The organism is Suipraeoptans intestinalis (genome assembly GCF_034091795.1).
Classification (GTDB): Bacteria; Bacillota; Clostridia; order Lachnospirales; family Lachnospiraceae; genus Suipraeoptans; species Suipraeoptans intestinalis.
Map to the genome: position 1 here is coordinate 107,906 of NZ_JAXFXH010000008.1, position 21,103 is coordinate 129,008.

Below are 21,103 nucleotides of genomic sequence, written 5' to 3' on the forward strand. Positions count from 1 at the left end.
GACATGTAGTTGGACTTGATACGGAAACAAGGGGAGCTCGAAGAAAGCTGCTTTCAATGGCAGGTTTTTGATACAGAACGGACGGGTGGAAACTACCCGCAAAAGACGAGAGCAACCAGAAAATATAGTGCGTCCTGACGCTCAGAGCTCACTTCAGTGGGTTTCAGTGAGTATTAGTTAATCTGAATGAGAGATTTGCCAACGATTACTTGACAGTAAACAGAGTATAACCATTATTGGATCTCTGTTAGCACTAATTGCTTGTGTTCTGAATTTTATTGTATAAAGGTATTGTGCTTCGTCTTCGTACGAAAAATTGTATATCAATACCTGTGGCATAGAGGGAAAGTTACTGAAGGAAAGATGAAATGCTTTGCTGATGCAATCTTTTTGTAAAAAAATAAAATCGCTGCCAGCTTATGCAAACTGGTAGCGATTTTATGACGGCGTTATTGCAGACAAAACGAGAGGGAGTACCGCTCCCTATCCTGACAAGGCAGGGACCCTGCGGCACTCCCTCTGGGAGGTTTAAACGATGAAACGTTTTGTTGTCTTCTTAAAAATCTACTTCCGTGTCATAGTAACAGCACTTCAGAAGCTTTTCCATTTCTTCCGGAGAAGGCTGACGAGGATTGGAGCCGGTGCAGGCATCTGCAATGGCATTGACTGCGATTTCCGGCAGTCTCTCCAAAAATACCTTTTCCGGGACAAAGCCTTCCTCACAAGGATAGGAATCGGCTCCGTACTGTTTGATACAAAGCGGAATATTTAACTCTTTATTCATGCTGCGGAGAAAGTCGATCAAAAGCCGTATTTTTTCTTCTACAGAATCTCCGCCAAGGTGGATATGGTCTGCGATGGCGGCATAACGCTTTGCAGCTGAAGGATCCTTTGCATTGTATGCGATTACTTTGGGGAGATACATGGCATTGGCGGCGCCATGGATGATGTGAGCATGAAAATCATCAAAGGCAGCTCCTGTTTTATGAGCCATGGAATGCACGATACCAAGCAGTGCATTGGTGAAAGCCATCCCAGCCAGGCACTGTGCATTATGCATACGGTTGCGGCTTTCCAGATCACCATTGTAGGACGGAATCAGATGCTCCTTGATCATGGAGATCGCATGAAGAGCAAGAGGATCCGTGTAATCCGAGTTGGCTGTGGAAACATAGGCTTCAATAGCGTGAGTCATAGCGTCCATACCTGTGTGTGCGATCAGCTTTTTCGGCATAGTATGCGCCAGCTCCGGATCTACGATGGCCACATCCGGCGTAATCTCGTAGTCTGCAATCGGATACTTGATGCCTTTTTCATAATCTGTGATGATAGAAAAGGCGGTTACTTCCGTAGCGGTGCCGGAAGTGGAGGAAATAGCACAGAAGCTCGCTTTTTTACGGAGCTTTGGAATGCCGAACACCTTGCACATATCCTCGAAGGTGATGTCCGGATATTCGTACTTGATCCACATAGCCTTTGCCGCGTCGATAGGAGAACCTCCGCCGATAGCAACGATCCAGTCCGGCTGGAACGCCAGCATGGCAGCGGCGCCTTTCATAACCGTTTCGACAGAGGGATCCGGCTCAATCCCATCAAAAATCTGAACTTCCATGCCCGCCTCTTTCAAATAATCGGATACTTTGTCAAGAAAGCCGAATTTTTTCATAGAGCCACCGCCAACACAGACCATTGCCTTGGTTCCGTCAAAGGTCTTTAGCACTTCCAAAGCGTCTTTTCCATGGTATACATCTCTTGGTAAGGTAAATCTGGTCATAGTAAACCCTCCTCTTAATAGTTAAAAAATTATCAATTACAGACAGTGTACGCCTTTTGCAAGAAATTGTCAATGATTTATCAATGACAATTTCAAAGAAAAAACAGCAGCTTTTGAAAAACCAAGTCTGGGAAAACAGAAGCTGTAAAAAAATATGATTTTGTGAAAAAAGATGGGGCCAACACTTTACAAATCGAACAAATGTTTGTACAATAAAATCATGTTAGAGATAGAGAGAGGATCCACCATTCAGGAAAAATTGCATATTTTAGCGGATGCGGCAAAGTATGATGTGGCCTGCACATCCAGCGGTGTAAAGCGCAAAGGAAAGGAAGGGAGCCTGGGAAATGCGGAGGCATGCGGTATCTGCCACAGTTTTTCGGCAGATGGACGCTGTATTTCTCTGTTAAAGATTTTGCTGACAAACCACTGTGTGTTTGACTGCAAGTACTGTGTCAACCGCTGCTCCAATGATGTTCCCCGTGCTGCATTCACCCCGCGGGAGATCTGCGATCTGACCATAGAATTTTACCGGCGCAATTACATAGAGGGCTTATTTTTAAGTTCGGGAGTTATGAAAAGTCCCGACCATACCATGGAGCAGATGTGCGAGGCTCTCCGCCTTCTCCGAACAGAGTATCGCTTTAACGGGTATGTCCACGTGAAAGCGATTCCGGGAGCTTCAGATGAACTGCTGGCACAGGCGGGATGTCTGGCAGACCGTGTCAGTGTCAATCTGGAGCTGCCCACTGCCGAGAGCTTACATCAGCTGGCACCTCACAAAAGTTTTCAGACCATTTTGCGGCCGATGGCAAAGCTGAGCCATACCATTGCGGCATATCGCCTGGAAGCGGGACAAAATCCTTCTTTGGAGAGGAGCAGGCTGAATACGCAGCTTCCGGAAAATATTTTCCGACAGAGAGAGCAAGTGACGATCGAGGGAAAAGAGAGACAAAGAATAGGGGCTTTACCGGGAGATTACGGGAAGGAAGAAAAGGATAAGAACCAAAGCGGCCTAAGGGTAAAAGGACAGGAAACATGGGAGAACAAAAGAGGAAAGACAGCGGGGGAAGAAAAGCAAAAGACAGAGAACTTGTTGAAAGAAAGTGAAAAGCTGCTTCCGAAGATAAAAGGAGGTGCCGGACGCAGCAGGACATTTGCGCCTGCCGGACAAAGCACACAGATGATCATAGGGGCGTCGGGAGAAAGCGACTATCATCTGCTTTTGACAACACAGAGGCTGTACCAGTCCTATGATCTGAAGCGGGTATTTTATTCTGCCTATATTCCGGTCAATGAGGATACCGCGCTTCCGGCGCTGGGTACACCGCCGCCGCTGTTGCGGGAGCACAGACTCTATCAGGCTGACTGGCTACTGCGGTTTTATGGGTTTCAGGCGCAGGAACTGTTATCTCCGCAGCATCCGGATTTTCATCCGCAGATAGACCCCAAATGTGACTGGGCGATCCGAAATCTGGGAGAGTTTCCGGTGGAGGTGCAGACGGCGCCCTTACATCTCCTGCTTCGGATTCCGGGGATCGGGCCCAAGTCTGCAAGACGGATCATACAGGGCAGAAGATACGGGAAATTGTCTTTCCAGGATCTGAAGAAAATGGGGGTGGTTTTGAAGCGGGCACACTATTTTCTTACCTGCCAGGGCAGGATGATGTACAAAATCTCCCTGGAAGAGTCCTTCATCCGGAACCAGATGATCTGCCTGAACGAAAAGGAAAACTGGCAGTTGTCCTACACCGGCTCCGAAAAACAACTGTCCTTGTTTGATGACTTCCATCTAAGATAAGAAAAATCAGAACCACAGAATCCGGAAAAGTCTGGCCGGCAGGAGAAGGAAGTGAGAGGAAATATGAAAATATTTACCTGTGAAAATGGGTTTGAAGGAATGATGACCGGTATCTACCATGCATGGGAGTGGAGTCTTCAAAACGGAAAGGAAAAAGTTGCGTTGAAACGAGAGCCGATCCGTCAGACGACTTTATTTGATGAATATGTACACGTGGAGCCGGACAGAAAGAAGGCGGAAAAGGTGGCGCGCTCCATTCGGAGAAAAATATCTTACAATGCTTATATTACAGTATATTACGCAACACTTTCAGAAGAGGATGTGTTGGATGATATCTATTTGTTTCTGCAGTTGGGGTTTGGTGTGGGAGAAAAGGTCACTTCTATGCTGACAGAGCCTTGTGTGATGAAGCTGATGGAAGTACGGCGCAGAGTAGGAAATGAAGCGCATTACTGGCGGGAATTTACCCGGTTTGACGCTATTGGCCGGGTTCTGGTCAGCCACCTGGAACCTAAAAATCACGTGCTCCCCCTTCTAGGAAGTCATTTTAAAGACCGGATGCCGTCAGAAGACTGGATGATCATAGACGATCGCAGACGACTTGCCCTGGTGCATCCCAGGAATCAAAGTTACTACCTGCGGACGCTGTCGGAAGAGGAATGGGTGTCCCTGCAAAAAACGGAACAGCAAAAAGATGTGTATCAGGAGCTTTGGAAGACGTTTTTTGGAGCGATCACTATCGCCCAAAGAGAAAATAAGGCGTGTCAGAGAAATCACATACCGCTTTGGATGCGGAAGCATGCAACAGAATTTCGTAAATAGCTGACAGAATAACTGATAGTAGACAGCGATCCTTGTAAGAGGTGCGAAGTGCGATAACATGCATTTGTCAGGTTTGACAGTACCTGGGAATAGTGTTAGAATTTCCCTAAGAAATTTGGCAGACGGCAACAGGAGAAGGAGGAAGAATATGGCTATTTTTGAAGGGTCCGGAGTGGCGATCGTAACACCGTTTTTTGAGGATGAAACCATTCATTACGAAAAGCTGGATCAGCTGATCGATTTTCATTGCGAAAATGGGACAGACAGCATCATCATCTGCGGCACAACAGGAGAATCCCCCACGTTGAGTGAAGAAGAGCATATGCAGGTGGTAAAGTTTGCCGTAGAGAGAGTCCGGGGCAGGATCCCGGTGATCGCCGGCACAGGTTCCAATGCCACCAGAACGGCGATCGACATGTCCAGAGAAGCCGTGGAGTATGGAGTGGACGGACTGCTTCTAATCAGCCCCTATTACAACAAGGCGACCCAGAAGGGGATGGAAGCGCATTTTACCGCTGTTGCCAGGGAAGCCAAAGCGCCTGTTATCCTCTATAATGTTGCCGGGAGAACCGGGATCAACATTGAAGCGACTACCATTGCCAATCTGGTAAGGGATGTGGACAACATTGTGGGAGTGAAGGAAGCTTCCGGCAATATTTCCCAGGTGGCAAAGATCATGTCTTTGACAGACGGGAAGATTGACCTGTATTCCGGCAATGACGATCAGATCGTTCCGCTTCTGTCTCTGGGTGGAAAAGGAGTTATCTCCGTTTTGGCGAATGTGGCGCCGCAGGAGACACATGATATCTGTGAACTGTTTTTTCAGGGAAAAGTGAAGGAAAGCGCGGCCCTTCAACTGAAGGCGCTGCCGCTGATCGATCAGCTGTTCTGTCAGGTCAACCCCATACCGGTAAAGAAAGCCATGAATCTTATGGGCTGGGAGTGCGGGCCGCTTCGTATGCCATTGACCGAACTGCCACCGGAGCAGACTGAGAAGCTGGCGAAAGCGATGCGGGAATTCGGAATACAGATACAGAAATAGAAATAGGAGGAAGATATGATCAAAGTCATATTGCACGGAAGCAATGGAAAAATGGGATGTGTTGTGGAAGCTCTTGTGCGGGAAGAACCGATGATGCAGGTGGTAGCAGGAGTGGACAGAACCGGGGAAATGCTTTCGGATTTTCCGGTGTTTGCTTCTATGGCAGAGTGTGACATAGAAGGAGACGTGGTGATCGATTTTTCCAACGCGCAGGCTGTTGACGGGTTGCTGGAAGTCTGTAGAGAACGAAAACTTCCGGTAGTCCTTTGTACGACCGGACTGTCACAGGAGCAGCTGGAGCGGGCGGAGCAGGCTGCAAAAGAGATTGCGGTTCTCAGATCAGCAAACATGTCTTTGGGAATCAATCTGCTGCAAAAGCTTTTGAAGGAAGCGGCGTCTGTTCTGGCACCGGCGGGATTTGACATGGAGATCGTGGAAAAGCATCACAAAAAGAAACTGGATGCGCCCAGCGGAACGGCGCTCGCTCTGGCAGATTCGATGAAGGCCTCTCTTTCCGGAGAATATACGTATGTGTATGACAGAAGCACTGTGAGAAAGGAAAGAGGAGAGGGAGAGATCGGGATCGTGGCAGTTCGCGGAGGCACCATTGTAGGGGAACATGATGCGATCTTTGCGGGATGTGATGAGGTATTGACCTTTTCTCATACAGCCTACTCCAAATCGGTGTTTGGAAAAGGAGCAGTAGAGGCCGCCAAGTTTCTTGCCGGAAAGCCGGCGGGACGGTATGATATGTCGGATGTGATACAGTTCTGAGTGCAGAACGTATACATAAATCATTCATATGGGAGGATGTTATGAAAGAGTTAGAACTCAGGTATTTAGAAAGACTTTCTCAGTTGTATCCAACCATCGCCAAGGCATCAACGGAGATGATCAATCTCCAGGCGATTCTGAACCTGCCAAAGGGGACAGAGCACTTTCTTACCGATATTCATGGAGAATACGAGGCATTCTCACACGTGTTGAAGAATGGCTCAGGTGCAGTGCGCCGAAAAATTGATGATGTCTTCGGAAATAGGATGAGTAGCAAGGAAAAACAATCTTTTGCTACTCTTATTTATTATCCGAAAGAAAAGATGGACAGGATACGAAAAGAGGAAGACGACATGGAGGGATGGTACAAGAAGACCCTCTATCAGTTGATCGAGGTGTGCAAGTGTGCGGCGGGGAAATATACGCGCTCCAAGGTCAGAAAGGCGCTGCCGTCAGACTTTGCCTATGTGATCGAAGAACTGATGACGGAAAAGGCAGAAATGGGAGATAAGGAATCCTATTACAATGCCATTGTAGATACCATTATCAGGATCAACAGAGCAGAGCCGTTTATCATTGCACTGTGTGAGCTGATCCAGAGGCTGACAGTGGACCACCTGCACATTGTAGGGGATATCTATGACAGAGGCCCGGGGCCCCATGTGATCGTGGACAAGCTGATCCGGCATCATTCAGTAGACATTCAGTGGGGCAATCATGATGTGCTGTGGATGGGAGCGGCGGCAGGGCAGAGAGGGTGCATCGCCAACGTGATCCGCATCTGTGCCAGATATGGAAATCTGGACATTCTGGAAGAAGGTTATGGGATCAATCTTCTTCCGCTTGCTACTTTCGCACTACACACCTATGGAGAGGATCCCTGTGACTGCTTCCAGCTGAAAGGGAGTTCCAGTGAAAATCCGCAGGAAATGCTGATGGACCTTAAGATGCATAAGGCGATTTCCATCATACAGTTTAAGGTGGAAGGAGAGATTATTCAAAACCACCCGGAATTTGGCATGGAGAAGAGGAAGCTGCTGCATTGTATTGACTATGAACAGGGAACCATCTGCCTGGATGGGCAGGTGTACAGCCTTTTGGACAGTCACTTTCCTACCATAGATCCCAGACAGCCTTACGCTCTGACAAAAGAGGAAGAAGATATTATGGAACGCTTGGAAAAGGCGTTTTTAAACTGTGAAAAGCTACAGGAGCATATGCGTTTCCTTCTGGGAAAAGGAAGCCTGTATAAGGTGTACAACAACAATCTTCTTTACCATGGCTGTGTTCCGCTGGAGGAGGATGGAAGCCTGAAAGTAGTGGATATCTATGGACACACCTGTAAAGGAAAAGAGCTGTACGAGATTCTGGAGCATTATGTGCGGAAGGGATTCTACGCAGTGGACGAGGAGGAGAAAGAGAAGGGAAAGGATATAATGTGGTATATCTGGCTCAGTGAAAATTCTCCTCTCTTTGGCAAGGATAAAATGGCTACCTTCGAGCGTTATTTTTTGGCGGAGAAAGAAACCCACAAAGAAAAGAAAAATGCATATTACAAGCTGTTGGAGGACGAGGCTGTCATAAATGGGATTTTAAAGGAATTCGGATTGCCTTCCGAAGGAGCCCACATCATAAACGGGCACGTTCCGGTGAAGACGAAGAACGGAGAAAGCCCCATTAAGTGCAACGGAAAGGTGCTGGTGATCGACGGGGGATTTTCCAAGGCTTACCAGAAAGAGACGGGGATCGCAGGCTATACGCTGATCTATAATTCTTATGGACTGATCCTGGCGGCTCATGAATCCTTTGAGTCCACAGAGGCTGCCATTGAAAAGGAAAGCGATATTCATTCGGACAGTGTAGTAGTCAAGCGGGTGTTGAAACGGAAGCTGGTCAGTGATACCGATACCGGCAAGGAGCTGCGGGAGCAGCTGGCGGATCTGGAACGGCTCCTGGAGGCTTACCGTAACGGCTGCATCAAAGAGCAGGTTTTGTAAACAGCCTGTCTGCGGAGCATGATTTTCGGCAGCCTTTCAGAAGACAATATATCCTAATAAAAGTGCGTGTTGCGTTATCTTGGAGGTAAAAGAGACGGCTGTACAGGAAGAGTTCTTGTGCAGCCGTGTTTTTTATGAAACGAAGCGTCTGCTTCCTGCCGTGAGAGGCGCTATAAAGGCAGAAGCCTTAGAAGCAATTTTGGCAGGGGCTGCTCCATCCGTATTTTCAGTTGAACTTGTGCGGGTTAAGTGCTAAAATGGGGAACGTAGTAGAACCATTTTTCAACGAGTAAAAAGAAGGAGTAAATAGTTATGGGACTCATGCAGAAATTGTTCGGCACCCACAGTGAACACGAACTAAAGAGGATTTATCCGATTATTGATACAATAGAAGCCCTGGAGCCGGAAATGCAGAAGCTGACAGATGAAGAGCTTCGTGGGAAAACGGCGGAGTTTAAAAGCAGGCTGAAAGAAGGAGAGACGCTGGATGACATTTTGCCGGAAGCGTATGCAGTGGTGAGAGAGGCGGCAGTGCGCTCTCTTGGGATGCGCCATTACAGGGTGCAGCTGATCGGTGGTGTGATCCTTCATCAGGGCCGGATTTCGGAGATGCGTACCGGAGAAGGAAAGACGCTGGTTTCTACACTTCCGGCATATCTGAACGCCCTGACAGGGGAAGGAGTGCACATCGTGACAGTCAATGACTATCTGGCGAAGCGTGATGCGGAGTGGATGGGAAGAGTCCATGAATTTCTGGGGCTGACGGTGGGTGTGATCCTCAACAGTATGGATAATGATGAAAGAAGAGCGGCTTACAACTGCGATATTACCTATGTGACCAACAATGAACTGGGATTTGACTACCTGAGAGACAATATGGTCATTTATAAAGAACAACTGGTGCAAAGGGGACTGAAGTTTGCCATCATCGACGAGGTGGACTCTGTCCTGATCGATGAAGCCAGGACACCCTTGATCATTTCCGGGCAAAGCGGAAAATCCACCAAGCTGTATGAAGCCTGCGATATTCTGGCGAAGCAGTTGGAAAAGGGAGAAGCCAGCGGAGAGTTCAGCAAAATGAACGCCATCATGGGCGAAGACATCGAAGAGACCGGCGATTTTATCGTCAACGAAAAAGAAAAGAACATCAACCTGACAGAAGACGGAGTAAAAAAGGTGGAGAAGTTTTTCCACATCGAAAACCTGGCGGATCCGGAAAATCTGGAGATCCAGCACAATATTATCCTGGCGCTTCGGGCACATAACCTGATGTTCAAGGATCAGGATTATGTGGTAAAGGATGAAGAGGTCCTGATCGTAGATGAATTTACCGGACGTATCATGCCGGGACGGCGCTATTCTGACGGTCTGCATCAGGCCATTGAAGCAAAGGAAAAAGTAAAAGTAAGAAGAGAGAGTAAGACACTGGCAACCATTACCTTCCAGAACCTGTTTAACAAGTTCGAGAAAAAATCCGGTATGACAGGTACGGCGCTGACAGAAGAAAAAGAGTTCCGTGAGATTTATGGAATGGATGTAATCGAGATACCGACCAATGTCCCGGTGCAGAGGAAGGACCTGGAGGACGCCGTTTACAAGACACAGAAAGAAAAGTTCCGGGCGGTGTGTGATGCGATTGAAGAGGCGCATGTGCGGCAGCAGCCGGTGCTGGTAGGTACGATCACAATTGAAAACTCGGAGCTGCTGAGCCAGATGCTGAAAAAGAGAGGGATCCGTCACAACGTGCTGAATGCCAAGTTTCACGAAATGGAAGCGGAGATCGTGGCGCAGGCAGGTGTGCATGGGGCAGTGACCATTGCCACCAACATGGCGGGTCGTGGAACGGATATCAAGCTGGATGAAGAGGCAAGAGAGGCCGGAGGTCTTAAGATCATCGGTACAGAGCGTCACGAATCCAGACGAATCGACAACCAGCTGCGGGGGCGTTCCGGACGTCAGGGAGATCCGGGAGAATCCAGGTTTTATATCTCTCTGGAAGATGATCTGATGCGGCTCTTTGGATCGGAGCGGCTCATGGGAATCTTTAATACCCTGGGGGTAGAGGACGGAGAAGAGATCCAGCATAAGATGCTGTCCAACGCCATTGAACGGGCGCAGCAGAAGATTGAAAGCAACAACTTTGGGATTCGTAAAAACCTTCTGGAATATGATCAGGTTATGAACGAACAAAGAGAGATCATCTACGAGGAGAGACGGCGGGTGTTGGACGGTGAAAACATGCGCGACTCCATTTTCCACATGATGAATGAATATGTGGAAAACAGTGTGGACGTGGTGATCGGAGACGATCAGGAGACGGAGGACTGGGATCTGACAGAACTGAATCTGGCTGTCAGAAACACCGTGCCCATGAAGCTGATCACGCCGGAGGACGTACAGCAGATGAATCGAAAGGAACTGAAGCATCTGCTGAAGGAGCGTGCCATGAAGGCCTATGAGATCAAGGAGGCAGAGTTTGAAGAGGCAGAGCAGATCCGTGAAATAGAAAGAGTCATCCTTTTGAAGGTGATCGACGCCAAGTGGATGGATCATATTGACGACATGGATCAGCTGCGTCAGGGAATCGGACTTCAGGCCTACGGCAACAGAGATCCGAAGATCGAGTACAAGATGATGGGCTATGAAATGTTTGACCAGATGACGAAAAACATCGCAGAGGAAACGGTACGCGCCATGTTCCATGTGCGGATCGAAAAAAAGGTGGAACGGGAGCAGGTTGCGAAAGTGACCGGCACCAATAAGGACGACAGCGTAGTGGCAGCGCCGAAGAAACGGGCGGAAAAAAAGGTGTATCCAAATGATAAATGCCCCTGTGGAAGCGGGAAGAAATACAAGCAGTGCTGCGGCAGGAATCCGGTAGCCTAAAATCTAGGCAAAAAATCGGCAAAAACAGTGCATGGAGGCAGCCCGGGCCGTCCGTAAAACGGACGAAAGGTAAAAAAGGGCCGCTTCCGGCGGCCTTATGAAAACGAAAATACAAAGAAAACACAGACAGGAAAAGAAAAGAGGTGAGAAAGTGGTTGAGTTGGATCAGTACAAAGGATTGATGAACGCATATGAGGAACCCCTTTCTGAAATGAGGGATTCACTTTGACTCAAAAGGGAAAAAGGAACGGATAGAAGAGCTGCAGAGGAAAACGGAGGAACCGGGATTTTGGGATAATCCGGAAGAATCACAAAAGCATATGAAAGAGCTGAAATATCTGCAGGAGCAGGTGGAGAAGATCGACGGACTCTATACGGCTTTTGAAGATGTAGGCGTGCTGCTTCAAATGGCAGAGGAGGAAAACGATGTTTCCCTGTTGGGAGAGATCAAAGAAGAAATAGAGACCTTCGAGGCAACGTTTGAAGAACTTCGCATCCAGACGCTGCTGTCCGGAGAGTATGACGGCTGTGACGCCATTGTGACGCTTCATGCGGGAGCCGGAGGGACGGAGTCCTGCGACTGGGCGGGAATGCTGTACCGGATGTATCACAGATGGGCAGACAAAAGAGGATTTTCGCTTCAGGTTCTGGACTATCTGGACGGAGATATTACAGGGATCAAAGGAGTGACCTTTGAGGTCCGGGGAGAAAACGCTTATGGGTATTTAAAATCCGAAAAAGGGGTGCACCGCCTCGTCCGGATCTCCCCGTTTAACGCTACTGGAAAGAGGCAGACTTCTTTTGCATCCTGTGACGTGGTGCCAGACATTGAAGAGGAGATCGATATCGAGATCGGAGAGGACGACTTAAAGATCGACACTTACCGGGCCAGCGGAGCAGGGGGACAGCATGTCAATAAGACGTCGTCCGCCATACGTATTACCCACCTTCCCACGGGAATCGTCGTACAATGCCAGAATGAACGATCCCAGCATCATAACCGTGAAAAGGCGATGCAGATGCTGAAGGTGAAGCTGCAGCTGTTAAAAGAACAGGAGCAGGCAGATAAGGTGTCGGATATCCGTGGGGAGATCAAGGAGATCGGGTTTGGAAATCAGATCCGCTCTTACGTGATGCAGCCGTACACTCTGGTCAAGGATCACAGAACAGGAGAGGAAAGCAGCAACGTAACGGCAGTGCTGGATGGCAACATTGACAGCTTTATGAACGCATATTTAAAACAGGGACTGAAAAGTTAGGCAAACGGCAGGAGGATAGAATGGTAAAGGTAGCGGTTTTAGGATATGGAACGGTAGGAACGGGCGTGGTGGAAGTGATCCATGCAAACCGGGAACTTCTGAAAGAAAGGATCGGCCAGCCGATCGATGTAAAATATATTCTGGTCAGAAGAGAAATTCCCGACTGTTCCGTCTGGGAAAAGCTGACACAGGACTTTGAAAAAATTCTGGCAGATCCTGAAATTTCTATTGTAGCAGAGGTGATGGGCGGGATCGAACCGGCATTTACCTACGCAAAACGCTGTCTGGAAGCGGGGAAAAGTGTGGTAACCTCCAACAAAGAACTGGTGGCAAAGCACGGGGACGAGTTGATCGCACTGGCACAGAAGCGGCAGGTACAGTTCCTGTTTGAAGGGAGTGTGGCCGGAGGGATTCCGGTGATCCGGACACTGCACGGCTGCCTGACAGGAGACGCTGTCACGGAAATCGTAGGGATCCTGAATGGAACGACCAATTACATGATGACAAATATGTTCCAGAACGGAGCGGACTATGCAGAGGTTCTGGCAGAGGCGCAGGAACACGGATATGCAGAGCGGAACCCCGAAGCGGACGTAGAAGGATACGACGCCTGCAGGAAGATCGCGATCCTGACCTCTCTGGTATCCGGGAAGAAAGCGGATTTTGAAGAGATCTACTGTGAGGGGATCACCAGGATCACCACAGATGATATGAAATATGCAAAGCAGATGGGAAAAACCATAAAACTTCTGGCAATCATGAAAAAAGAAGAAGACGGAACCTATCAGGTAAAGGTGGCGCCGTTTCTTCTGGACGCGGGGCACCCTCTTTACAGTGTGGATGGAGTCTTTAATTCTGTATTGATCCGCGGCAACATGGTGGGAGAGGTGATGCTGTACGGAAAAGGAGCAGGAAAGCTGCCTACGGCCAGCGCAGTGGTGGCGGATCTTGTAGAAGCTGCCAGGCATCCGGCAAAGAGTGTGATGCCTGTCTGGAGCGGGGAGAAGCTCTCCCTTCAGGAAGCAAAAAAGGCCAGACACAGATTTTTCCTTCGCCTGAAGATGGAAGGGACGACAAAAGACTATCTGGAACGAATGCTGGGAGAAGGAACGGAGGTTACGGCCGGGATCCCCGGGGAAACAGGCTTTGTAACCAAAGAGATGACCGAAGAAGCTTTTGAAAAGGCCATTGCAGAGGCAGAGCAGGAAATTCTTTCCGTGATCCGGGTGGAGGAATCACCGGCGATCTAAGAGAGGCGAAGACGGGAAACAGCAGAAATGATATAGAAAGACAGGAAGAAACAGGCGGAAAGGAGAGAGAAGATGAAATACGTAGTATTGCTAAGTGACGGAATGGCGGGACGGCCGATTGAGCAGCTGGGAGGCAGGACCACGTTGGAAGCTTCTCATACTCCTACGATGGATCGGCTGGCAGCAACAGCAGAAGTGGGGCTGGCAGCTATGGTTCCCCAGGGAATGGCTCCGGGCAGCGATACGGCGAATTTGTCTGTGATGGGGTATGATCCCAGGATCTACTACACCGGCAGATCGCCATTGGAAGCGCTTAGTATTGGTGTAGAAATGGAAGAGACAGATGTGTCGGTGCGATGCAACCTGGTAACGCTCTCGGAAGAAACCACGGCTTATGAAGACCGCAAGATGCTGGATCACAGTGCCGGAGAGATTTCTACGGAAGAAGCAAAGATCCTGATAGAAGCGGTAAAAAAGGAACTGGAGGAAGATGGGTATGAATTCCATGTGGGAACCAGCTATCGCCATCTGCTCCTCCAGAAGCAGGGCAGCATCACGGAGCTGATCCCGCCTCACGATATTCTGGGACAGACGGTGGGATCCTTTTTGCCAAAGGAAAAGCTGCTTCGTGACAAAATGAAAAAAAGCTACGATATTCTTTCTTCCCATCCGATCAATCAAAAAAGAAAGGCGCAGGGAAAGAACCCGGCCAATTCCATTTGGTTCTGGGGAGCGGGAAGCAGGCCTTCTCTGGATTCTTTTTTGGAAAAGACGGGAAAGAAAGGAATCATGATCTCTGCGGTGGATCTTTTGAAAGGAATCGCGGCAGGAGCCGGAATGGATGTTGCCGCAGTGGAGGGAGCCAACGGCGGACTTCACACCAATTATGAAGGGAAAGCAAAAGCCGCACTGGATGCTTTGATAAAGGACGGATACGATTTTGCCTATATTCATGTAGAGGCTCCGGATGAAATGGGGCATCAGGGACTGGTGGAAGAAAAGATGAAAGCCATCGAGTATGTGGATCAGAGAGTATTGCGGTTGTTGGTGGAAGGAATGGAAGAGGCAAAGGAAGAGGTGAGGATCCTGGTGCTGCCGGACCATCCCACTCCCATTGCAGTAAGGACCCATACGTCTGACCCTGTTCCCTATCTTCTATACGACAGTACAAGAGAAAGGGTGGGAGTAGAAGGCTTTGGCGAGAGGGCGGCCAGTGAGACAGGAATCAGCCTGTCAGAAGGATACAGGCTGATCGAGCGTTTGTTTGCTGTATAAATACGAGGGAAAACGGCGTTTGCACAGGGAGAAGGAAAAACGGTAGGTTTCCCGATAAATGACGGAAACGGCAGGACTTCTGTTACAGAAGTTCCGCGCCATTGTCAGAGACGGAAAGCCGGCTGAGAGTACTGTTTTGGTAAGCAGAGGAATAAGTGACCTCTTGTCCAAACCAGTCTGGCGGCAGAAAAGCCCTGGCAGCGGATTCATCCGGAAATTCCACCTCTGCCAGCATTAAAGGCGCCAGATCTCCCTGAAACAGATCCAGCTCGATCACAAAAGGATCCAGAGGGATCAGATAGCGCTTTTTCTGGATCAGACGGCCATCGACTTTAGAAAGAAGATGAAAAAAGGAGTCTTTTGTCAAGGGAAGTGTTTCTTCTCTTCGACTGAGGAATCCTTTTGATTTATAAGTCAGTTCATAAGAGTCTGCATCGCGGCGGATGCGGATCACAGGGTCCGTACACAGATATCCCTGCTGGATCAGGCGAACGGGATAACCGTCCAGTGAAAAAGGGATGGATGAGATCAAAAATTTACGTTCAATTTCCATAGTAGCCTCCAGAATATAAAAACAGATGGTTACCAAAGCCATGCAAAAGTAACTGCCACAGGCGGCGAATCCTGCCTTGCAGGATACTTTTTAGGGCAGGATGCAGATTTCTAAAGTTGTATCCTTCTTTGAATATGATACAATCATAATACAATAAGATACCAGTTGACAAGGAACAGCGATCAAAAACGAAAAGAGGAGGGCATCATGAAAAAAGTCGGCGTATTTCTGGCAGAGGGATTTGAAGAGATAGAGGCTTTGACAGTGGTGGATCTGCTTCGCAGAGCAGAAATCTATGTGGATATCATCTCTGTGGAAGCACAGGAGGCGGTCAGGGGATCTCACGGGATCTGTGTGCAGGCGGACACCCTGTTTGAAGAGACGGATTTTTCGGAATATCATATGCTGGTGCTTCCGGGAGGCATGCCCGGAACGACCAATCTTCAGGAACACAGGGGGGTATGTACTCTGGTGAAAAGATTTTTGGCAGAGGGAAAATATGTGGCTGCCATCTGTGCGGCTCCTGTGATCCTTTCCGGCCTCGGACTGCTGAGAGGAAAGCGTGTAACCTGCTATCCGCTGGTAGAGCAGCAGCTGCAGGGAGCGGTGCTCACCGGGGGAAGAACTGCGGTGGACGGGCAGATCATTACGGGCCGGAGCGCAGGCGGAGCCGTAGAATTTGCACTGAAAATCATAGAGATCCTGGCCGGAGAAGAAAAAGCAGGAGAGATCGCAGAAGGGATCGTGTATGAATAAAAGCAGACAAAACAGATGCAAGAGGGCTCTTCTGATAAGCGTCAGTGTCCTGATCTGCTTTCTCGGAGGGTGCGGCAGGAAATTTGATGCGGTACATTATACGCAGGCGGTTCTGGACTGGAATTTTCAGGGCGATATTGACGGGATCCGCAGGTATGAAAAGGACGCCACGAAAGAAGAACTGATGCAGGGATATCAGACGGCGGTCGCAGGATTTACCCAGGCAGTGATTGGCAGCGAGTTTCCCATGGACGGCTACAAGGAAGAGGAGTTTAAAGAGCTGGTGTCAAAAATCTTTACCACGATGCGCTATGAGGTGATCAAGGCTGAAAAAAAGGGGAAAAACTATGAGGTCCGGGTGGAAATACAGCCAAGTGATGTGATGATCCGCTTTAAAAATGCGCTGACCACAGATTCCCTGAAACTGGCGGAAGAGACTGCGCAGGGGAAATATACGGGAACAGAAGAGGAGATACAGGAGCAGCTGCTCCGGGATATCGCCAACCGTTCCTACGAGCTGCTGGCAGTATCCTTTGAACACCAGGAATTTTTGGAGAAGAAAGAGATCCGTCTGACGGTGGAAAGAAAGAAGGATGGAAGCTATCAGATGGATGCGGAGGATTTTGACCGCCTGATCAACAAAATACTCTGTCTGGACGAAATTCAAGGCTAGCTATTTAAGTGGGTATGTGATATAATTCATCAGTGAATGCATAAAATCAGGGTATTTTTCGGAAAACGAAAAAAACGAAAGAGAAGATAGAAACAGGAGGAAATCAGGATATGGGTTTACAAGTAGAAAAATTGGAAAATAACATGGTGAAGCTGACCATCGAGGTGGAGGCTTCAGAATTGGAAAAAGCGCTGCAGGGCGCTTATATGAAGCAGAGAGGGAAGATCTCTCTTCCGGGATTCCGTAAGGGGAAGGTTCCCCGCCAGATGATCGAAAAGATGTATGGCGCAGAAATCTTTTATGATGATGCAGCAAATGCACTGATCCCGGACGCCTATGCGAAAGCATACGACGAGAGCCAGCTGGAGATCGTATCCAGACCGGATATTAATGTCGTACAGATCGAAAAAGGAAAGAATTTTATCTTTACGGCAGAAGTTGCTGTGAAGCCGGAAGTAACCCTGGGAGAATATAAAGGGCTGGAAGTGGAAAAGACGGACAGCACGGTTTCCGAAGAGGAAGTAGACGCAAAGATCGCAGCAGAGGCAGAAAAAAATGCCAGGACGGTCGTAGTGGAAGGCCGTGGAGTGCAGGAGAAGGACGAAGTGATCCTGGATTTTGAAGGATTTGTAGACGGAGAAGCCTTTGAAGGCGGAAAGGGAGAAAACTATCCGCTGACCATCGGTTCCGGTTCCTTTATCCCGGGCTTTGAAGAGCAGCTGATCGGAAAAATGGCGGGAGAGGAAACAGAAGTAAACGTGACCTTCCCGGAGGATTATCATGCGGAAGAGCTGAAGGGAAAACCGGCTGTGTTCAAGTGTACCATTCACGAGATCAAGGCAAAAGAACTTCCGGAGATCGACGATGAATTTGCCGCAGAGGTATCTGAGTTTGACACTCTTGCAGAGTACAAGGCAGATGTGAGAACCAAGCTGGAAGAAGAAAAGAAAGAGGCGGCAAAAAGAGAGAAGGAAGACAAGCTGGTAGCAAAGGCGGTGGAGAACGCAAGCTATGATATTCCCAAGGCGATGATCGAGACGCAGACCATCCAGATGTTTGATAATTTTGCCCAGAGGATCCAGTCCCAGGGGCTGTCCGTGGAGCAGTACTTCCAGTTTACAGGAACCACTTCCGAGAAGATGCTGGAGGATCTTCGTCCGCAGGCGATCCGCAGGATTGAGACCAGACTGGTACTGGAAGCGATCGCAAAAGCAGAGCAGATCGAGATCAGCGATGAGAAGTTTGATGCTGAAGTGGAAAAGATGGCAGCTTCCTACAACATGGAAGCAGACAAGCTGAGAGAGTTTATGGGAGAGGCGGAGAAGAAACAGATCCGCGAGGATATGGCAGTGCAGGAGGCAGTGACCTTCCTGGCAGACCATGCGGTAGAAAAATAGAAGAAAGATCAAAGAGAAAGAAGGCGGTGGGAAGATGAGTTTAGTACCTTATGTCATCGAGCAGACCAGTCGGGGAGAGCGCTCCTACGACATCTATTCCAGATTATTGAAAGACAGGATCATTTTTTTGGGGGAAGAAGTTTCAGATGTGTCCGCCAGCGTGATCGTGGCTCAGCTTCTCTTTTTGGAAGCGGAGGATCCGGAAAAGGATATCCATCTTTATATCAACAGCCCGGGAGGGTCTGTTACGGCGGGAATGGCCATTTACGATACCATGCAGTATATCAAATGTGACATTGAGACCATTTGTATCGGGATGGCTGCCAGCATGGGATCTTTCCTGCTGGCAGGGGGCACCAAAGGAAAACGTCTGGCGCTTCCCAATGCAGAGATCATGATCCATCAGCCGTCCGGAGGAGCCAGGGGGCAGGCAACGGAGATTCAGATCGCGGCAGAACATATTTTGAAAACCCGTCATAAACTAAATCAGATCTTAGCTGAAAATACAGGACAGCCTCTTGAAGTGATCAGCGCGGACACAGAGCGCGACAACTTCATGTCGGCGGAGGAAGCCAAGGCTTACGGACTGATCGATGAGGTCATCAAAAGCCGATAGCCGAAGCTTTCGTGGAAGTGAAGGAGTGTAAATATGGCAGGAAGAAACGATGATCAGATCAGATGCTCGTTTTGCAACAAGACACAGAATCAGGTGCGCAAGCTGATCGCAGGACCGAACGGAACTTATATCTGCGATGAGTGTGTGGAGATCTGTGCAGAGATCATTGAAGAAGAATTTTACGGAAGTGAGGGGGAATGGAACCCTCACAAGGATATCAATCTGCTGAAGCCGGAAGAGATCAAAGCATTTTTGGACGAATATGTGATCGGTCAGGATGAGGCAAAAAAGGTTTTGGCAGTAGCAGTATACAACCACTATAAGCGGATCATGGCAGACAAGGATCTGGGAGTGGAGCTGAATAAGAGCAATATTCTGATGCTGGGGCCTACCGGCTGCGGAAAGACACTTTTGGCACAATCTCTGGCCAAGATGCTGGGGGTTCCTTTTGCCATCGCAGACGCCACCGCATTGACGGAAGCCGGATATGTGGGAGAGGATGTGGAAAACATCCTTTTGAAGATCATCCAGGCGGCGGATGGAGATATTGACAGGGCGGAACACGGGATCATTTACATCGACGAGATCGACAAGATCACAAGGAAGTCCGAAAATCCCTCCATTACAAGAGACGTTTCCGGAGAAGGAGTACAGCAGGCTTTGCTGAAGATCATTGAAGGGACGGTAGCCAATGTGCCGCCACAGGGAGGAAGAAAGCATCCGCACCAGGAGCTGATCCAGATTGACACGACGAACATTCTGTTTATCTGCGGAGGCGCATTTGAAGGGATCGATAAGATCGTGGAAAAGCGGATCGACCGGAAATCCATTGGATTTAATGCAGAGATCACCGAAAAGCAGGACAAAAACACCAGTGCCTTGCTGAAAAAGGTACTGCCTCAGGATCTGATCAAATTTGGGCTGATCCCTGAGCTGGTAGGACGTGTGCCTGTGATGGTAGCATTGGAGCAGTTGGATCGGGAAGCGCTGATGAAGATTTTGACGGAGCCAAAGAATGCAATTGTGAAGCAATACCAGAAGATGTTGGAGCTGGACGGTGTCAAACTGACCTTCGATCGGGAGGCACTGGAGGAGATTGCGGAGATTTCCCTGAAAAGAAAGACGGGGGCGAGAGGACTCCGTGCCATTATGGAAAATACCATGATGGATATTATGTATGAGGCGCCTTCCAACACGGCGCTGAAAAGCTGCCGTATCACGAAGGAAGTAGTGAAAGGAACGGGAGAGCCTAAGCTGAAGTTTGATTCCAGTGAATCAGAAAGCGCGTAGATAAGAAGGCGGGTACAAAATCATTGTGCCTGCCCCTTTTACATATGAAGAAAGGAGAAAAATCCCAGTTTTACAGATGGGTTTTCAATACATATATGGAAGAAAAGAACAGGATTCTGCCCATAGTGGCATTAAGAGGGCTTACGATTTTGCCGGAGATGGTAAAACATTTTGACGTAAGCCGGGATAAAACGATGAAAGCGGTGGAAAAAGCCATTGAAGAAAATCAGAAGGTCTTTTTTGTATCCCAGAAGGATCCGGCAAAGGAGGATCCCAAGGAGGAAGACCTGTACAAGATCGGCTGTATCGGAGTTGTAAAGCAGGTGGTGAAGCTGTCCAGGAAAATGACCCGAGTTCTGGTGGTAGGGGAAGAAAGGGCAAGACTTTTGGAACTGGAGACAGAAACGGAATATTTCAGCGGAAAGGTGGAAGCGATCCCCGACGAATATTTCGGAAAGGACGGGGAGCTTCTGGAACGGACGATCCTGGAGGAGGCCATGCTGGGAGGAGCGAAGGATATTTTCCGGGAATATATGCTGAAGGATCCCAAGCTTTCCAAGGAACTTTCAACACAGATAGACAACATTGGAGAGCTGACGCAGATGATCGACATGATCGCAGCCAATGTACCTTTTGATTTCACAGATGCGCAGCAGCTGTTGGAAGCCTACAACGTAGGGGAGAGATACGAACTTCTCATAGATAAAATGGTCCGTCATCTGCAGATCTTATCCATCAAGGAAGAGCTTCAGAACAAAGTCAAGGAACGGATGGATAAGCACCAGAAGGAATATGTACTGCGGGAGGAGATGCGCCTGATCCGGGAAGAGCTGGGAGACGACAGCACGCTGACAGACGCAGAAGAATTTCAGCAGAGGCTGGAAAAACTGAAGGCGCCTGTCGAAGTGGTAGAAAAACTGCAAAAAGAGATCAAGCGT

Annotated in this window: 17 protein-coding genes; 15 read left to right on the top strand and 2 right to left on the bottom strand. The window is 48.8% G+C overall.

Going from position 1 to position 21,103, the window contains the following annotated elements; genetic code table 11:
* Positions 1-556: 556 nt before the first annotated feature.
* A complete protein-coding gene (locus SOW26_RS02930; RefSeq protein WP_320651864.1) occupies positions 557-1,774 on the bottom strand; it encodes an iron-containing alcohol dehydrogenase in 1,218 nt (405 codons plus the stop codon).
* Positions 1,775-1,994: 220 nt separating this feature from the next.
* On the opposite strand from SOW26_RS02930, the gene SOW26_RS02935 reads away from it, so the two are divergent.
* The 9 genes from SOW26_RS02935 (at position 1,995) to SOW26_RS02975 (ending at position 14,880) form a co-directional block, all read left to right on the top strand.
* Complete coding sequence (locus SOW26_RS02935; RefSeq protein WP_320651865.1) at positions 1,995-3,575, top strand: putative DNA modification/repair radical SAM protein; 1,581 nt, start codon at positions 1,995-1,997, stop codon at positions 3,573-3,575.
* A gap of 63 nt (positions 3,576-3,638) precedes the next feature.
* Positions 3,639-4,397 (top strand): TIGR03915 family putative DNA repair protein, encoded by a 759-nt coding sequence (locus SOW26_RS02940; protein WP_276959030.1) that lies wholly within the window; start codon positions 3,639-3,641, stop codon positions 4,395-4,397.
* Between the two features lie 148 nt (positions 4,398-4,545).
* Positions 4,546-5,439: a 4-hydroxy-tetrahydrodipicolinate synthase gene (gene dapA, locus SOW26_RS02945; protein WP_276960213.1), complete on the top strand. Its 894-nt coding sequence runs from the start codon at positions 4,546-4,548 to the stop codon at positions 5,437-5,439.
* Positions 5,440-5,454: 15 nt separating this feature from the next.
* On the top strand, positions 5,455-6,213 hold the full coding sequence (gene dapB, locus SOW26_RS02950) for a 4-hydroxy-tetrahydrodipicolinate reductase (RefSeq protein ID WP_154478102.1): 759 nt from the start codon (positions 5,455-5,457) through the stop codon (positions 6,211-6,213).
* A 41-nt stretch (positions 6,214-6,254) separates the two neighbouring features.
* Positions 6,255-8,210 (top strand): fructose-1,6-bisphosphatase, encoded by a 1,956-nt coding sequence (locus SOW26_RS02955; RefSeq protein WP_320651866.1) that lies wholly within the window; start codon positions 6,255-6,257, stop codon positions 8,208-8,210.
* 312 nt (positions 8,211-8,522) lie between these two features.
* Positions 8,523-11,096, top strand: coding sequence for a preprotein translocase subunit SecA (gene secA, locus SOW26_RS02960; RefSeq protein ID WP_320651867.1), 2,574 nt, complete (start codon positions 8,523-8,525; stop codon positions 11,094-11,096).
* 151 nt (positions 11,097-11,247) lie between these two features.
* A protein-coding gene (gene prfB, locus SOW26_RS02965) for a peptide chain release factor 2 (protein WP_276958537.1) occupies positions 11,248-12,355 on the top strand; the annotation gives its coding sequence in 2 pieces (ribosomal slippage) (positions 11,248-11,322 and positions 11,324-12,355; 1,107 coding nt in all).
* A 20-nt stretch (positions 12,356-12,375) separates the two neighbouring features.
* Positions 12,376-13,605 (top strand): homoserine dehydrogenase, encoded by a 1,230-nt coding sequence (locus tag SOW26_RS02970; RefSeq protein ID WP_320651868.1) that lies wholly within the window; start codon positions 12,376-12,378, stop codon positions 13,603-13,605.
* 72 nt (positions 13,606-13,677) lie between these two features.
* On the top strand, positions 13,678-14,880 hold the full coding sequence (locus SOW26_RS02975) for a cofactor-independent phosphoglycerate mutase (protein WP_276958535.1): 1,203 nt from the start codon (positions 13,678-13,680) through the stop codon (positions 14,878-14,880).
* Between the two features lie 82 nt (positions 14,881-14,962).
* Here the strand turns inward: SOW26_RS02975 and SOW26_RS02980 are convergent, their stop codons facing one another.
* Positions 14,963-15,433: a CYTH domain-containing protein gene (locus tag SOW26_RS02980; protein WP_276958534.1), complete on the bottom strand. Its 471-nt coding sequence runs from the start codon at positions 15,431-15,433 to the stop codon at positions 14,963-14,965.
* 207 nt (positions 15,434-15,640) lie between these two features.
* On the opposite strand from SOW26_RS02980, the gene SOW26_RS02985 reads away from it, so the two are divergent.
* The 6 genes from SOW26_RS02985 to SOW26_RS03010 all read left to right on the top strand — a co-directional run.
* Positions 15,641-16,189, top strand: a complete 549-nt coding sequence (locus SOW26_RS02985) for a DJ-1 family glyoxalase III (RefSeq protein WP_276958533.1) — start codon at positions 15,641-15,643, stop codon at positions 16,187-16,189.
* Positions 16,182-16,862, top strand: a complete 681-nt coding sequence (locus SOW26_RS02990; protein ID WP_276958532.1) for a hypothetical protein — start codon at positions 16,182-16,184, stop codon at positions 16,860-16,862. The genes SOW26_RS02985 and SOW26_RS02990 overlap by 8 nt, the downstream gene beginning before the upstream one ends.
* A gap of 110 nt (positions 16,863-16,972) precedes the next feature.
* Entirely contained in the window at positions 16,973-18,259 is a 1,287-nt protein-coding gene (tig, locus tag SOW26_RS02995) for a trigger factor (RefSeq protein ID WP_154478119.1), read from the top strand.
* A gap of 34 nt (positions 18,260-18,293) precedes the next feature.
* Entirely contained in the window at positions 18,294-18,875 is a 582-nt protein-coding gene (gene clpP / locus SOW26_RS03000) for an ATP-dependent Clp endopeptidase proteolytic subunit ClpP (RefSeq protein WP_154478121.1), read from the top strand.
* Between the two features lie 33 nt (positions 18,876-18,908).
* Positions 18,909-20,165, top strand: coding sequence for an ATP-dependent Clp protease ATP-binding subunit ClpX (gene clpX / locus SOW26_RS03005; protein WP_154478123.1), 1,257 nt, complete (start codon positions 18,909-18,911; stop codon positions 20,163-20,165).
* A 95-nt stretch (positions 20,166-20,260) separates the two neighbouring features.
* A partial coding sequence (locus tag SOW26_RS03010) for an LON peptidase substrate-binding domain-containing protein (RefSeq protein WP_320651869.1) occupies positions 20,261-21,103 on the top strand: 843 nt, incomplete at its 3' end.

Excerpts from the sequence above, each read along its gene's own strand:
- SOW26_RS02930 (WP_320651864.1), bottom strand. The coding sequence starts at position 1,774 with ATGACCAGATTTACCTTACCAAGAGATGTATACCATGGAAAAGACGCT.
- SOW26_RS02955 (WP_320651866.1), top strand. The coding sequence starts at position 6,255 with ATGAAAGAGTTAGAACTCAGGTATTTAGAAAGACTTTCTCAGTTGTAT.
- SOW26_RS02980 (WP_276958534.1), bottom strand. The coding sequence starts at position 15,433 with ATGGAAATTGAACGTAAATTTTTGATCTCATCCATCCCTTTTTCACTG.
- SOW26_RS02990 (WP_276958532.1), top strand. The coding sequence starts at position 16,182 with ATGAATAAAAGCAGACAAAACAGATGCAAGAGGGCTCTTCTGATAAGC.
- tig (WP_154478119.1), top strand. The coding sequence starts at position 16,973 with ATGGGTTTACAAGTAGAAAAATTGGAAAATAACATGGTGAAGCTGACC.
- secA (WP_320651867.1), top strand. The coding sequence starts at position 8,523 with ATGGGACTCATGCAGAAATTGTTCGGCACCCACAGTGAACACGAACTA.
- SOW26_RS02975 (WP_276958535.1), top strand. The coding sequence starts at position 13,678 with ATGAAATACGTAGTATTGCTAAGTGACGGAATGGCGGGACGGCCGATT.
- clpP (WP_154478121.1), top strand. The coding sequence starts at position 18,294 with ATGAGTTTAGTACCTTATGTCATCGAGCAGACCAGTCGGGGAGAGCGC.
- SOW26_RS02935 (WP_320651865.1), top strand. The coding sequence starts at position 1,995 with ATGTTAGAGATAGAGAGAGGATCCACCATTCAGGAAAAATTGCATATT.
- clpX (WP_154478123.1), top strand. The coding sequence starts at position 18,909 with ATGGCAGGAAGAAACGATGATCAGATCAGATGCTCGTTTTGCAACAAG.
- dapB (WP_154478102.1), top strand. The coding sequence starts at position 5,455 with ATGATCAAAGTCATATTGCACGGAAGCAATGGAAAAATGGGATGTGTT.
- dapA (WP_276960213.1), top strand. The coding sequence starts at position 4,546 with ATGGCTATTTTTGAAGGGTCCGGAGTGGCGATCGTAACACCGTTTTTT.
- SOW26_RS02940 (WP_276959030.1), top strand. The coding sequence starts at position 3,639 with ATGAAAATATTTACCTGTGAAAATGGGTTTGAAGGAATGATGACCGGT.
- SOW26_RS02970 (WP_320651868.1), top strand. The coding sequence starts at position 12,376 with ATGGTAAAGGTAGCGGTTTTAGGATATGGAACGGTAGGAACGGGCGTG.
- SOW26_RS02985 (WP_276958533.1), top strand. The coding sequence starts at position 15,641 with ATGAAAAAAGTCGGCGTATTTCTGGCAGAGGGATTTGAAGAGATAGAG.